Raw genomic sequence first — 13,838 nt, 5'->3', positions numbered from 1 at the left:
CGCCACCGGCGGGCGGGGCGCAGTGCTGCTCAGCCCAGCTGCGGGGCGACCTCGGCGGCCACCAGGTCCAGGTGGTCCAGGTCGGCCAGGTCCAGGACCTGCAGGTAGACCCGGCTCGCGCCGGCCTCGGCGTACCGGCCCAGGGTGTCCACGGCCTCGGCGGGCGTGCCGGCCACTCCGTTGGCGCGCAGCTCGTCGACGTCCCGGCCGATGGCGGCGGCCCGGCGGGCCAGCTCGGACTCGTCCCGGCCGACGCACAGCACCAGCGCGGAGCTGTAGACCAGGTCACCGGGGTCGCGGCCGGCCTCGGTGCACGCGTCCCGGACGCCGGCGAACAGCCGGGCGTTCTCCTCGGCGGAGGCAAAGGGCACGTTGAACTCGGCCGCGTACCGCGCCGCCAGCCGCGGGGTGCGCTTCTTGCCCGTCCCGCCGATCAGGATCGGGACGCCGCCGGGCTGCACCGGCTTGGGCAGCGCCGGGGAGCCGGTGAGCTGGTGGTGGTCACCGGCGAAGTCGAAGGTCTCTCCCAGCGGGGTGGCCCACAGCCCGCTGATGACCGCGAGCTGCTCCTCGTAGCGGTCGAACCGCTCCCCCACCTCGGGGAACGGGATGCCGTAGGCGCGGTGCTCCGCGGCGAACCACCCCGAGCCGATGCCCAGCTCCACCCGCCCGCCGCTCATCTGGTCGACCTGCGCCACCGCGATGGCCAGTGGCCCGGGCAGCCGGAAGGTCGCCGCCGTCATCAGCGTGCCGAGCCGGATCCGGGAGGTCTCCCGGGCGAGGCCGGCCAGGGTCACCCACGCGTCGGTCGGGCCGGGCAGGCCGTCCCCGCCCATGGTCAGGTAGTGGTCAGAGCGGAAGAAGGCGTCGAAGCCGGTCTCCTCGGTGCGCCGGGCCACCGCGAGCAGGTCGTCGTAGGTGGCGCCCATCTGGGGTTCGGTGAAGATCCGTAGCTGCACCCGGTCGAGTCTGCCAGCGGCGCGGCCGCTCGGTTCGGGCCTCTCGCCGACTGCGGTGGGGGTTCGGGGTGTGCCCGGGGACGCCAGCGGGCAGGATGATCGCTGAAGCGATCAACTCGGAGGTGCTGGAGTGTTCCGCAAGAAGAGCTCGACAGAGGTCATCGGGACCGAGTTGCAAGAGGGGTTCGCCCACATCGGCGCGGCGGTCACCGAGGCCCGTCGGGCGACGGCGGAGCAGCTCGCCCCTCAGGTGGCGGCCGCGACGAAGGCGGCCCAGACCGCCTACGCCGCTGACGTGGCCCCCCGGGTCGGGGCGGCCGTGGCCGCACTCGCCCCCCAGCTGGACGCCGCCCGTGAGGTGCTGGTCCCGCGGCTGGAGGCGGCGCAGAAGAACCTCGGACCGCGCATCGACGCGGCACAGAAGGCCTACGAGAAGGACCTGGTCCCACGTCTCGACGCGGCCACCCGGGCCGCGCGGGCCAACCTGGAGCTGGCGGTGGCCACCGCCGTCCCACGGCTCGAGGCCGCCCGTGAGGCCAGCGGCCCGGCGTTCGACGCCGCCGCCAAGTCCGCCCGGGCCAACCTGGAGGCGGCGATCGCCGCCACGGCGCCCCGGATCGAGGCCGCTCGCGGTGCAGCCGGCCCCGCGCTGGCCGACGCCCGCGCCGGCCTGGCCACCAGCGTCGAGGCGGCGCGGGCCCAGCTGGACGCCCGCAGCGCGGAGCTCGCCGCCACCGCGGCGACCCTCGGTGCGGCCACCGCGAAGCAGGGCGACAAGGTCCGCCAGGACGCCGCTGCTGCCGCCGACGCCGCTCGTGCGCAGGCTGCGCTGCGGGTCGCCGCGGTGCGCGCCGCCGCCGAGACCAACCGCAAGGCCGCCGGCAAGAAGGCCGACAAGCTGGGCAAGCGGGCCGACAAGCTGTCCAAGAAGGCGGCCAAGCGGCGCACCGAGCTGGAGAAGGCCGCCGGCCGGGCCCGCAAGGAGGCCGGCAAGCGCACGGCGAAGACCGTCACGACGGTCAAGCGGCGCATCGGCGTAGAGCCCGAGCCCCGGCGCTGGCCGTGGGTGGTCGCCGTCCTCGCCGTCCTCGCCGCGGTCGCCGTGGTGTTGCGCAAGAAGAACGCCAGCGACCCCTGGACCCCGGCGCCGACCGGCGACGGCCCCGTGCCCAGTTACCGAGAGGACCCCGTGCCCACCTCCCCGAGCACCCCCGCAGGCGGAACCGAGAGCCCCGAGGCCCAGGGCAAGACCGTCTCCACGGCCGAGAACGCCGTGGGCGACGCGACCCCGCCCGACAGCGACCTCGGCGCGCAGACCGCCCAGCCTGCGTCCGGTCCCGGCGAGTCCAGCAACCAGGACCGCCCGGACTCCGCCACCGGCACGAAGGACGCCGGCGACACCCCGTCGAAGACGGCCGGGCCGTCCGACACGCCGTCCAGCCTGGGCAAGATGCCCAGCGAGGACTGACCTCCCCGCACCACACCGACCCGAGGGCCCAGCCGATCCGGCTGGGCCCTCGAGCCGTCTCCGGGCCCCGAGCGGGGGCGATCGGCGGGAGTACCGTGCTGGACATGAGCCTGGGCATGGAGGAGGCAGCCACGACTGCAGCGCCGGAGACGTCCACGACGTCCTCGCCGATCGGGCCGGCCGGCCGCAAGCTGCTGCGCCTGGAGGTCCGCAACAGCCAGACGCCGATCGAGCGCAAGCCCGAGTGGATCAAGACCAAGCTCAAGACGGGGCCGGAGTACACCGAGCTCAAGTCGCTGGTCAAGCGCGAGGGCCTGCACACGGTGTGCGAGGAGGCCGGCTGTCCCAACATCTACGAGTGCTGGGAGGACCGCGAGGCCACCTTCCTCATCGGCGGTGACCAGTGCACCCGGCGCTGCGACTTCTGCCAGATCGACACCGGCAAGCCCGCCGACTTCGACGCCGACGAGCCCCGCCGGGTCGCCGAGAGCGTGGCCACGATGGGCCTGCGCTACGCCACCATCACCGGCGTCGCCCGCGACGACCTGCCCGACGGCGGCGCATGGCTGTACGCCGAGACGGTGCGCCAGATCCACGAGCAGATCCCCGGCTGCGGCGTCGAGCTGCTCATCCCCGACTTCAACGCCGAGCCCGACCAGCTGGCCGAGGTGTTCTCCTCCCGGCCGGAGGTGCTGGCGCACAACGTCGAGACGGTGCCGCGCATCTTCAAGCGGATCCGCCCCGGCTTCCGCTTCGAGCGGTCCCTGTCGGTGATCACCGCCGCCCGCGAGGCCGGCCTGGTCACCAAGTCCAACCTGATCCTGGGCATGGGCGAGGAGCCGCAGGAGGTCGTGGAGACCATGCAGGCGCTGCACGACGCCGGCTGCGACCTGCTCACCATCACCCAGTACCTGCGGCCCAGCGTCCGGCACCACCCGGTGGTCCGGTGGGTCAAGCCCGACGAGTTCGTCGGCTTCGCCGCCGAGGCCGAGCGGATCGGGTTCCCGGGCGTCCTGGCCGGTCCGCTGGTGCGCAGCTCCTACCGCGCCGGCCGGCTCTACCAGCAGGCCGCCGAGGCCCGCGGGCTCACCGTCACCCGCTGAGCTCCTCCCCCGGCCAGTTGCGGGCGGCCCGCCGCGAGCTCGCGAGTGGCGGGAGGGCGGCCGCTCCTCCGACTATCGTGGGTGGCATGGCACGCAGCAGGTCCACCGACACCTCCGCCCCCGCCGGCGCCGCGGGCCGCGGCCCGGCTGGCGCCCCGCCCGGGCGCGGCAGCAAGGGCTCGACCGCGGTCGGCGCGCCCGACGCGACGGGCAAGGGCCGGCGCAGCAAGGCAGGGAAGGCACCCAAGCTGGGCAAGGACGGCCAGCCGAAGGTCTCGCGGCTGACCAAGCTGAAGCGCCAGGCCGGGATGATCCGGCAGGCCTACTCGATGACCTACAAGAACGACCCGAAGCTGCCCTGGGTGATGCTCATCGCCTTCGTGGCGGTGGCCGGCGTGGTCGAGCTGGTCGGCATCCTGCTCAGCTCACCGTTCCTCTTCCTGCCCTTCGCCGTCCTGCTCGGTCTGCTGGCGGCGCTGATCATCTTCGGCCGCCGGGCGCAGGGCTCGGCGTACCGGCAGGTCGAGGGCCGGCCGGGTGCGGCGTCCTGGGTCCTGGAGGGCATGCGCGGCGACTGGCGGGTCAGCTCCGGCGTCGCCGGCAACCGCGAGCTGGACTCCGTCCACCGGGTGCTCGGGCGGCCGGGCATCGTGCTGGTGGGTGAGGGCGATCCGCAGCGGGTCCGCGGCCTGATCGCGGCCGAGAAGCGTCGGATCGCCAAGGTCGTCGGCGAGACCCCGATCTACGACGTCACCGTCGGCGACGGTGAAGGCCAGGTGCCGCTGAAGAAGCTCAGCGCCCACGTGATGAAGCTGCCGCGCAACCTCTCCGGCGGCGAGGTCAACGCACTCGGCAAGCGGATGTCGGCGCTGGGCGGCCCCCGCCCGCCGGTGCCCGGGGGCCCGCTCCCCGGTGGCCGGCAGATGTCGGTCAGCCAGCGCCAGGTCCGCCGCCGCTGACCTCGCGAGCACAGCACCACGACGCCCCGGCCGCTGCCCCAGCGGTCGGGGCGTCGTGCGTCCGACTGGTCGCCCGCCAGGCGGGTCGGTCGGCCCCTCGGTCCGGCCATGACCTGCGGGGTCATGGACGGCGCGCCACGGACCGGCGACGGTGGTCCTGGCCGGACGACCGGCCGCGTCGGCTCCGTCGAGAGGACCCACCATGACCGCGCTCACCCTGCCCCCGGCCCGCACGGCACCAGTCCGGTTGCTCCAGCTCGACGGCGTGCTCTGCGCCGCCATGGGACTGGTCATGGGGATCGCCGCCGGTCCGGTCGCCGAGCTCCTGGGCACCGACGCGACCGGTGTCGTCCGCGGGGTCGGGATCGCGCTGGTGGTCTACGCCGTCGGCCTGGTCGTCAGCTCCCGCACCCGCTGGGCCCGCACGGCGCTGCGGGCGGCCGCCATCGGGAACATCGGCTGGGAGGTGGCGAGCCTGGCGGTCGCCGCGTTCGCCGACCTCAGCACGGCGGGTCGGGTCCTCGTCGCCGCTCAGGGACTGGCCGTCGGCGCGCTCGCCCTCGTCCAGCTGCGGGCCGGCCGGCGGTGAGCAGGAGCGTGATCCCGGCACCCGGGCCCACGTCGTCGGCCCCTCCCGGCCGGCAGGTCACGACGGCGCCGGGCGTCGTGCCGTGACGGCGACCCTCCGGCCCCCGGTCGCCGGCGCCCTGCTGAAGGAGTGGCGGGAGCGCCGGCGGCTGAGCCAGCTCGACCTGGCCGACCTGGCGCAGACCTCCACCAGACACCTGTCCTACGTCGAGACGGGGAGGTCCCGGCCGAGCCGCCAGATGGTGCTCAGGCTCGGCGAGGCACTGCAGATGCCACTGGCCGACCAGAACCAGGTCCTGCTCGCCGCGGGACACGCGCCGGAGTTCCCGGACGCCCGACGCGACGCCACGGCCACCCGGTACCTGCTCGAGGTGCTCGAGCTGGCCCTCGCCGCACACGACCCGTGGCCGGCGCTGGTCATCGACGCCCACTTCGACGTCGTCGCCACCAACGCAGCCGTCGACCGGCTGATGGCCCTGGTCGACCCGGAGCTGCTCGACCCGCCGGTCAACGTGGTCCGGGTGATGCTGCACCCACGCGGACTGGCCGACCGGATCGTGGACCACGCCGCCTGGCGCGCGCACCTGCTCCGGCAGGTCCGCCGGCACGCTGCCGCCGCACCGTCGGCGGACCTACGGGCCCTGCTGCGCGAGGTGGAGGGGTACCCGTGCCGGCCCTCGGCCACCCCGGTGCAGCCCGGCCCGACGTTCGCGCTGCCCCTGGAGCTTCAGGTGGACGGCGCCGTGCTGCGGACGTACAGCACCGTCGCCACCTTCGGCACCCCGCTGGACGTCGCCGCGAGCGAGCTCGCCATCGAGACGTTCCTCCCGGCGGACGAGACCACCCGCCGGTGGTTCGCCGAGACGGCCGCCCGGGCGTGACGGCCTCAGCGGTCGCGGACGACCGCGGTGCTGGTCCACCGGTCGTGCAGGCCCCGGCCGTCGACGTCCACGATCAGCGCCGGCACCAGCAGCACGAGCAGCCCGGTGCGCACGAGCGCACGCCAGAGGGCGAGCCGCCGCTCCGGCTCCGGGTGGGCCAGCCGCAGCCCGAGCAGCCGCATGCCCGGTGTCTGACCGGCCAGCACCAGGAAGGCCACGGTGATCAGCACGAAGGCCAGCAGACTCCAGTTGCGGGGCAGCTCCGGCGCGGTGACCAGGCCGGCGACCAGCGCCGCGGCCAGCGCGTCGACGAGGAAGGCGACGACCCGCTGCCCGAAGGACGCCAGTGAGCCCGGTCCGGTGCCGGGCAGCCCCAGTGCGTCGCCGCGGGCGCGCTCCTGAGAGGGTTGAGCGTCGTCCCTGGCCACTCCACCAGCGTATGTCCTGCCCGACGCCGTCCCGGTCGGGAGCCGTCCGGTGGGGTGAGCAGCGGCTCGACCGCCACCTCCGCGACACGCCGGAGGACGGTGTTACAGCGACGAAACACGAGAGACACCCCGGAGCAACCCCGCACTCGTAACTTGCGGGTGGCTTTCCGTCCACTCCCGGAGGATCGATGTTCAACAGTCCCGAAGAGGTCACCGCCTACATCCGCGACAACGACGTGAAGTTCGTCGACGTCCGGTTCTGCGACCTCCCTGGCGTCATGCAGCACTTCACCATCCCCGCGGAGACGTTCGGGCCGGACACCTTCGCCGACGGCCTGGGCTTCGACGGTTCGTCCATCCGCGGGTTCCAGGCGATCAACGAGTCCGACATGCTGCTGCTGCCCGACGCGAGCAGCGCCTACGTCGACCCGTTCCGCATCCACAAGACGCTGAACATCAACTTCTTCATCCACGACCCGATCACGCGCGAGGCCTACAGCCGCGACCCGCGCAACGTGGCGAAGAAGGCCGAGGCCTACCTGGCGGCCAGCGGCATCGCCGACACCGCGTACTTCGGCCCCGAGGCCGAGTTCTACGTGTTCGACTCGGTGCGGCACAACACCTCGATCAACGAGGGCTACTACCACATCGACGCGGTCGAGGGCTCCTGGAACACCGGGGCGCTCACCGGTGAGAACGGCGGTCCCAACCTGGGCTACAAGACCCGACCCAAGGGCGGGTACTTCCCGGTCGAGCCGTACGACCACCAGAGCGACCTGCGGGCCACGATGATGGTCAACCTCGCCAACGCCGGGCTGGAGCTCGAGCGCGGGCACCACGAGGTGGGCACCGGCGGCCAGGCCGAGATCAACTACAAGTTCGACACGCTGCTGCGCTCGGCCGACAGCCTGATGCTCTTCAAGTACATCGTGAAGAACACCGCCTGGGCGCACGGCAAGAGCGCGACGTTCATGCCCAAGCCGCTGTTCGGCGACAACGGCTCGGGCATGCACTGCCACCAGAGCCTCTGGAAGGACGGCGAGCCGCTCTTCCACGCCGAGACCGGCTACGCGGGCCTGTCCGACATGGCCCGGCACTACATCGGCGGCCTGCTGGCCCACGCCCCGTCGCTGCTGGCCTTCACCAACCCGACGGTGAACAGCTACCACCGACTGGTCCCCGGCTACGAGGCACCGATCAACCTGGTCTACTCCGCGCGCAACCGGTCGGCGTGCACGCGCATCCCGATCTCCGGCGACAGCCCGAAGGCCAAGCGCATCGAGTTCCGGGTGCCCGACCCGTCGGCCAACCCCTACCTCGCCTTCTCGGCGATGCTGATGGCCGGCCTCGACGGCGTCAAGAACAAGATCGAGCCCCCGGCACCGATCGACAAGGACCTCTACGAGCTGCCGCCCGAGGAGGCCCTCGGCATCGAGAAGGTGCCGGCGTCGCTCGACGCGGTGCTCGACCGGCTCGAGGTCGACCACGACTACCTGCTCGACGGTGGCGTGTTCACCTCCGACCTGATCGAGACGTGGATCGAGTACAAGCGGGAGAACGAGATCGACCCGATCCGGCTCCGCCCGCACCCGCACGAGTTCGCGATGTACTACGACATCTGATCGACGGGGTCCTCACCGGCCCTGACCCGTTCGACAGCGCAGCCCCCGCCGGTCTCCCGGCGGGGGCTGCGCTGTCGTGGGCGACCCGCGCCGCGGGCACCGCTCAGCCGGCGACCGCGGGCACTGGCGGGGTCGCCACCGGGGTCCGGGGGGCCGGCACCTGCACGGTCGGCAGGGTGACCGTCGCCCCGGGCAGCTCCGGTCGACCGAAGTGCCATCCCTGACCGAGGTCCACCCCGAGCCCACGCAGCGCCGAGGCCTCCGCGGCCGTCTCCACGCCCTCGGCCACGACACTCGCGCCGCAGCTGTGTCCGAACTCGACCAGGGACGAGACCAGCCGGGTCAGCACCGGGTCGACGTCGACCCCGGAGACGATGCTGCGGTCCAGCTTGATGACGTCCGGTGCGGTGATCACGATGTGCCGCAACGAGGAGAACCCGGCGCCGACGTCGTCGATGGCCAGCCGCATCCCCCGGGCCCGCAGCGGGCTCAGCACGGCAGCCAGGGCCGCGTAGTCCGCCACCTGGTCGTGTTCGGAGAGCTCGAGCAGCACTCGGTCCAGCGGCAACGTGTCCATCAGTGCTGCGAACTCCGGCTGCACCAGCGTCGCCGGGGAGATGTTCATGGCGACGTACCCGTCGACGGCCGCCAGGTGGTCGGCCGCGCGACGCAGCGCCAGCAGTTCCATCTCGTGTCCCAGCCCCACGCTGTGCGCCTCCTCGAAGCACACGTCCGGCGCCTTGCCCCACGCTGCCGGGAACCGGCTGAGCGCCTCCTGCCCGACCCGGAGCCCGGTGGCCAGGTCGACGATGGGCTGCAGGACGACGATCGGGCCACCAGCGGTGACCACCGGCACCAGTCGGCTCAGCAGTTCCCCGCGGCGCTCCCGCTCGCGCACCGAGGGTTCGATGAGCACGGCCGCGGCCGAGGCGAGGACGGTCATCAGGGACTGGTCCCGCTTGGTCAGCCCCTTGTCCGTGGTGAGGCCGGCGGCGCAGAAGGTGCCGTAGAGCTCCCCGTCGCTGAGCACCACGGGCACCGAGACGTAGCTGCGGATCCTCGGCAGACGGGCGGCCGGCAACGCCATGGCCGCCGGGTGCCGGCGGAGGTCGGGGATCACCGCGGGCAGCTCGCCGTCGAGGACGGCCTGGCAGAGGGACGTCTCCTGGCGCTGCTGGTTCCCCTCCTGGAAGAGGAACGGCACCGACGACTCGACGACCTCCAGGTGCTGGGTGGTCCCGTCCAGCCGGGAGAGGAACGCCACGGACAGCTGCAGCGACTCCTTCGCGGTCCGCAGCAGCTCAGCGACCTTCTGGTCGGTGTCCGACCGTCTCTTCTCCACGTTCCCTCCTCGGGGCCTCGTTGGTCCCATCGACGGGGCCCGGCCCGAGCTGAAGCACTTCACCCGAATTCGTCACACCGCGCATGCCGACCCGGCCGTCGCGGGCACTGGTGCTGCCATGGACCTACCGATGGGAGAGACCCAGCTCATCCCCGTGGGCGACAGCCCGATGAACGTCTGGACGGCCGGGGACGACGGACCCACCGTCCTGCTCGTCCACGGCATCCCGACCAACCACCGGTTGTGGTGGGACGTCGTCCCGACCGTGGCCCAGCGGGCCCGGGTGCTGGCCGTGGACATGGCCGGCTACGGCGACTCCCCCGCACCCGACGGCCAGCCGGTGGACCTCGCCGCCCAGGCCGCCCGCCTGCTCGGGCTGCTCGACGCGCTCGACCTGGAGCGGGTCGTCGTGGTGGGACACGACCTCGGTGGCGGGGTGGCGCAGATCCTCGCCACGACGGCGAGCGAACGGGTCGCCGGCCTGGGGGTCGTCGACGGCGTCTGCTACGACGCGTGGCCGGTGCCGCTGGTGCGCGCGATGAAGGCCGGCTGGCCGCTGGTCCGGCAGCTGCCCCCCGCGGCCCTCGGCACGGCGCTGCGGCCGGCACTGCGCACGCTGTTCGCCCACCAGGAGCGTGCGAAGCCCTTCCTGGACCGGTTCGTCGAGCCGTGGGAACGGCCGGACGGCCCCCGCCTGCTGAGCCGGCACCTCCGCTCGCTCGACTCCGTCTACACCCAGACGGTCGCCCCGTTCCTCCCGCGGCTCACCGTCCCTGCCGAGGTGGTCTGGGGTCGGCAGGACCACCAGATGAAGCCCGAACACGGTCAGCGACTGGCCGACGACCTGCCCGGTGCGCGACTCACCTGGGTCGACGACGCCAGCCACTTCGTCCCCGCCGACCGCCCCGACGTGGTCGCGGAGGCGGTGCTCCGGCTGGTCGAGCGGGTCTGACCTCCGGTCGGTCCCAGGGCGCACGGGCGCACCGCACGGCCCGCCTCCGGCGGAGGCGGGCCGTGCCGCGACCGGTCAGCCGGCCGTGATGTCCAGCGTGTGCACCATGTGGTCGAGGACCCGGACGTTCCGCTCGTAGTCGAACTCCGGCAGCCCCACCGTGTCCACCACGAGCGTGGCCGGGCCGTCCGGCCCGTCCGCACCCAGGTCGATGGCGTAGGTGGTGGTCCGGGTGCCCTCCGGCCACAGTCCCTCGCCGTCCCAGGTGCGCTGGATCCGGACGCCCTGCCGCCCGTCGACGACGGTGCCGCTCCGGCTCTCCTCGATGCCCTCCTGGGGAGCGCTCACCCGGGCGTACGGCACCGGCTCCACCGAGGCGGCGATCGGGGCCGTCCGCACGTCGGTCCCCGCGGTCAGCGTGAACGGCTCCGGCGCGAACCGCGAGCAGGGCGGCAGCACGTCACCGGTGTTGGTCGTCCACGACCCGGGGTAGCTGAGCGCGAAGCCGTCGGGGTGCTCGCACCGGCTGCCCAGGTCGACCGGTGGCAGCCCGTCCTGGGCCAGCACGTCGACCACGATCCGCTGCGGCGAGGACAGCCGGGACACCGCGAACGGCCGTTCGGCGTCGAGCCCGGCGAAGAACGTGTGGTGCCCCTCGAACACGGTGTCCTCCACCAGCGCCTGCAGGGTGGAGGCCCCGGGCACCTGCTGCCGGTCGGGACCGTCCCAGGGCTGCACCCCGTCCGGCGCGTCGCCGGGCAGGGCGACGTTGGTCAGCGTCATGCCGAGGACGGCGTCCCCCGGCACCTCGACGGGCGCACCGGAGCCCTGGGCCCGCGGGTTGTCGGTGTACCCGATCCGCCAGCCGGCCTCCCCCTCGCCGGCGACCTCGAGGACGATCCGGTCGAAGCCGGGGTGGGCACCCAACCGCACGTCGGTGACCACGACCGGGGCCCCGGCGCCGGCGACCACGGAGTCGGCGGTGTCCCCGGCCCCGATCGGCTCGATCGACCGTCCCGGCTCGTGGTGCACGTCCACGACCAACCGGGTCGGCTCCTCGAGCACCGCCACGCCGAAGGGCACGCGCTGTTGCAGGCCGATCGTCCAGGCCAGCTGTCCCTCGAAGTCGCCGGTCCGGACGATCTCGGTGACGACGCCGCCGTCGGTCGGGGCGACCCGGTCGGGCCCGGTGTAGGTCTCCTGCGGCTCGTCGCCGGAGAGGTCCACGCCGCTGGCCGGCGCGGCCCGCACCTCGAGGAACGCCGCACCGGGCACCGGGACCTCGGCGCCGGAGCCGTCCTCGGTGATCGGCGGCTGGACGTAGGAGACCCGGTACCCGGGCGCCGCCGTGCCGGCGAACTCCAGGACCACGCGGTCGAAGCCGTCCTGCCGGGCGGTCCGCACGTCGGTCAGGTGGGCCGTCGGCCCGGTCACGGCAGGGAAGTCGCCTGCCTGCTCCGGGCCGGTGCCGGGTGTGCCCACGGGTTCGGTCGCCGGAGCCAGTGGTCCGGCCAGTGGCACCGGGGCGGGTGGTCCGGCCGACGGAGCGGCGCTGGCGCCGCCCACCAGTCCGCTGGTCGCCAGCAGCAGGGACAAGGAGAGTGCGAGGAAGGTGTTCACGAGGCAGACCCCGATCCGGTCGCGTTGTGTCTTCCTGACCCTGTGGCCCTTGCCACCGGAACGGGCCGCAAACACCTGCGGGGAGGGCCTCCGGGCGGTGTCGAACGACCAGCCGACTCGACCGCACACGATCGAGTCGCCCCCGGTTCAACTTCCGCCCCGACCTGCCGATTCTCTGGGTGGACTGCGCCGACCGCTGCCGGGGGCCGGGCAGCACAGCACGCCGGCTGCGATCCCCGCAGGCCGGCCACGGCCTGCGATGGAGGACATGGATGAGGCGGCGCACCAGCACCCCGGTCACGCCCGCGATCGAGGCGGGGCAGATGCCCCGGGACGTCGAGGCGGTGGAGGCCGTGATCGCACGGCTCGAACAGGGCGTCACCGACGAGCCCCACGCCCATCAGCTGATCCTCGAGACGCTCGTCCAGGAGCTCGGCATCGCCTACGGCGCCGTGTGGCTGGCCGGTGACCGCGGCAGCTTCCACCTGACCCACGAGTCCGGCCCCCTCGCACCGACCATCGCCGCGGGCTTCGGGAACCAGGCGCTGCAGATGACCACCTCCGACGGCTACGGCGGTGAGGCGATCCGGAACAAGAAGGCGCTGGTGACCGACTCCAGCAGCGACCCCAGGAAGTGCCTGCGCTGGGCGGCGGCCCTCGCCGCCGGCGCCACCGCCGGGTGCATCGTGCCGCTGGTGGAGCACGGCCGGGTCGTCGCGCTCTACGAGTACTACAACGCCGGCGAGCTCCCCTTCTTCGGTGCCCGCCAGGGCAAGTGGGACTCCCTCGGCCGCCTGCTCACCCATGCCCGCCGGTCCGCCCTGGGCAGGGCCGAGCTGCAGGAGACCCTCGACGACCGGGTCGCGGTCACCACGGTCGTCACCGAGGTCAGCGCGGCCCGCGACCAGCAGGCCGCCCTGCGGATCGCGCTGGACACCGTGCGGGAGGCGTTCGGCTGGGCCTACGGCTCCTACTGGGCACTGGACGAGAGCGCGAACGTGCTGCGCTTCCAGCAGGAGTCGGGTTCGGCCGGTGAGGAGTTCCGCAAGGTCACCCTGGCGGCGAGCTTCGCCGAGGGGGTCGGCCTGTCCGGGCGCACCTGGCGGTCCCGGGACCTGTTCATCGTCCGCGACATCGGCGAGATGACCGACTGCGTGCGTGCCCCCGCGGCCCAGCGCGCCGGGGTCAAGTCCGGTGTGTGCTTCCCGCTGATGGTCGGTGGCCGGGTCGTCGGCACGATGGACTTCTTCGTCACCGCGACCATCGAGCTGTCAGACTCCCGCCGTTCGGCGCTGCGCAACGTGCAGCAGCTGGTCTCCCAGCGGCTGGACGTGCTGCGCCGCACGGAGGAGTCGGCGGACAACGCCCGCGAGCTGCTGGACACCGTCTCCCGGCTCCGTGAGGCCGCCGGGGACGCCGGCCGGGTGGCGGAGAGCGCGGTCAGCCAGGCGTCCACGATGACCAGTGAGGTCGAGGCGCTGGACGAGGCGTCGGCCGCGGTCGGCGAGGTCATCCGGATCATCTCCGGCATCGCCGACCAGACCAACCTGCTCGCGCTGAACGCCACGATCGAGGCGGCGCGCGCCGGTGAGCTGGGCAAGGGCTTCGCGGTCGTGGCCAGCGAGGTCAAGGACCTCGCCCGCGAGACCGCCAACGCCACGCAGAAGGTGTCCGACCAGGTCGCCGGGATCCAGGCCAGCAGCAAGGCGGTGGCCGACGGCATCCACACCACCGGGGAGATCATCGGTCAGCTGGACGCCGTCCAGGCCCGGATCGGTGAGGTGCTGGAGGAGCAGGCCCGGATGGCCTCCGCCTTCGACCGGGACATCTGACCTCGCAGCACGCCGGGCCCCGACCCGAGTTCCGGGGCCCGGCAGCAGATGGCGCACCACCGATCCGCCGCGAGAGGTTCCGGA

General features: G+C 73.3%; 12 protein-coding genes. 8 read left to right on the top strand and 4 right to left on the bottom strand.

The window, feature by feature from the left end:
• Positions 1–29 precede the first annotated feature (29 nt).
• The gene (locus IN07_RS07610) at positions 30–959 is read right to left on the bottom strand and encodes an LLM class F420-dependent oxidoreductase (protein ID WP_036334818.1); all 930 of its coding nucleotides are present in this window, start codon (positions 957–959) and stop codon (positions 30–32) included.
• Between the two features lie 130 nt (positions 960–1,089).
• On the opposite strand from IN07_RS07610, the gene IN07_RS26650 reads away from it, so the two are divergent.
• The 5 genes from IN07_RS26650 to IN07_RS07585 all read left to right on the top strand — a co-directional run bounded on the left by IN07_RS26650 (position 1,090) and on the right by IN07_RS07585 (position 5,958).
• The gene (locus IN07_RS26650; RefSeq protein WP_036334816.1) at positions 1,090–2,427 is read left to right on the top strand and encodes a hypothetical protein; all 1,338 of its coding nucleotides are present in this window, start codon (positions 1,090–1,092) and stop codon (positions 2,425–2,427) included.
• A 104-nt stretch (positions 2,428–2,531) separates the two neighbouring features.
• A complete protein-coding gene (lipA, locus tag IN07_RS07600) occupies positions 2,532–3,530 on the top strand; it encodes a lipoyl synthase (RefSeq protein ID WP_231558044.1) in 999 nt (332 codons plus the stop codon).
• 86 nt (positions 3,531–3,616) lie between these two features.
• Positions 3,617–4,489 carry a DUF4191 domain-containing protein gene (locus tag IN07_RS07595; protein ID WP_052091010.1) on the top strand — a complete coding sequence of 291 codons (873 nt, stop codon included), beginning with the start codon at positions 3,617–3,619 and terminating at the stop codon, positions 4,487–4,489.
• Positions 4,490–4,691: 202 nt separating this feature from the next.
• Positions 4,692–5,078, top strand: a complete 387-nt coding sequence (locus tag IN07_RS07590; protein WP_052091009.1) for a hypothetical protein — start codon at positions 4,692–4,694, stop codon at positions 5,076–5,078.
• Positions 5,079–5,160: 82 nt separating this feature from the next.
• On the top strand, positions 5,161–5,958 hold the full coding sequence (locus tag IN07_RS07585) for a helix-turn-helix domain-containing protein (RefSeq protein ID WP_036334815.1): 798 nt from the start codon (positions 5,161–5,163) through the stop codon (positions 5,956–5,958).
• A gap of 5 nt (positions 5,959–5,963) precedes the next feature.
• Here IN07_RS07585 and IN07_RS07580 read toward each other — a convergent pair whose 3' ends face one another.
• The gene (locus IN07_RS07580) at positions 5,964–6,386 is read right to left on the bottom strand and encodes an RDD family protein (RefSeq protein ID WP_036334813.1); all 423 of its coding nucleotides are present in this window, start codon (positions 6,384–6,386) and stop codon (positions 5,964–5,966) included.
• A gap of 188 nt (positions 6,387–6,574) precedes the next feature.
• On the opposite strand from IN07_RS07580, the gene glnA reads away from it, so the two are divergent.
• Positions 6,575–8,008, top strand: a complete 1,434-nt coding sequence (glnA, locus tag IN07_RS07575) for a type I glutamate--ammonia ligase (protein ID WP_036334811.1) — start codon at positions 6,575–6,577, stop codon at positions 8,006–8,008.
• Positions 8,009–8,111: 103 nt separating this feature from the next.
• Here the strand turns inward: glnA and IN07_RS07570 are convergent, their stop codons facing one another.
• Positions 8,112–9,350, bottom strand: a complete 1,239-nt coding sequence (locus IN07_RS07570; RefSeq protein ID WP_052091008.1) for an EAL domain-containing protein — start codon at positions 9,348–9,350, stop codon at positions 8,112–8,114.
• Positions 9,351–9,480: 130 nt separating this feature from the next.
• Between IN07_RS07570 and IN07_RS07565 the strand changes: the two genes are divergently transcribed.
• Entirely contained in the window at positions 9,481–10,302 is an 822-nt protein-coding gene (locus IN07_RS07565) for an alpha/beta fold hydrolase (protein WP_052091007.1), read from the top strand.
• 75 nt (positions 10,303–10,377) lie between these two features.
• Here IN07_RS07565 and IN07_RS23860 read toward each other — a convergent pair whose 3' ends face one another.
• Positions 10,378–11,922: an AMIN-like domain-containing (lipo)protein gene (locus IN07_RS23860; RefSeq protein ID WP_052091006.1), complete on the bottom strand. Its 1,545-nt coding sequence runs from the start codon at positions 11,920–11,922 to the stop codon at positions 10,378–10,380.
• 272 nt (positions 11,923–12,194) lie between these two features.
• Between IN07_RS23860 and IN07_RS07555 the strand changes: the two genes are divergently transcribed.
• The gene (locus tag IN07_RS07555) at positions 12,195–13,754 is read left to right on the top strand and encodes a methyl-accepting chemotaxis protein (protein ID WP_036334810.1); all 1,560 of its coding nucleotides are present in this window, start codon (positions 12,195–12,197) and stop codon (positions 13,752–13,754) included.
• Positions 13,755–13,838: the final 84 nt, after the last annotated feature.

Source organism: Modestobacter caceresii, from assembly GCF_000761485.1.
Classification (GTDB): Bacteria; Actinomycetota; Actinomycetes; order Mycobacteriales; family Geodermatophilaceae; genus Modestobacter; species Modestobacter caceresii.
This window is presented reverse-complemented; position numbering and strand designations above follow the sequence as displayed.

Bases quoted from the DNA above. Each gene is read 5' to 3' on its own strand.
- lipA (WP_231558044.1), top strand. From the start codon at position 2,532: ATGAGCCTGGGCATGGAGGAGGCAGCCACGACTGCAGCGCCGGAGACG.
- IN07_RS07595 (WP_052091010.1), top strand. From the start codon at position 3,617: ATGGCACGCAGCAGGTCCACCGACACCTCCGCCCCCGCCGGCGCCGCG.
- IN07_RS07590 (WP_052091009.1), top strand. From the start codon at position 4,692: ATGACCGCGCTCACCCTGCCCCCGGCCCGCACGGCACCAGTCCGGTTG.
- glnA (WP_036334811.1), top strand. From the start codon at position 6,575: ATGTTCAACAGTCCCGAAGAGGTCACCGCCTACATCCGCGACAACGAC.
- IN07_RS07565 (WP_052091007.1), top strand. From the start codon at position 9,481: ATGGGAGAGACCCAGCTCATCCCCGTGGGCGACAGCCCGATGAACGTC.
- IN07_RS07555 (WP_036334810.1), top strand. From the start codon at position 12,195: ATGAGGCGGCGCACCAGCACCCCGGTCACGCCCGCGATCGAGGCGGGG.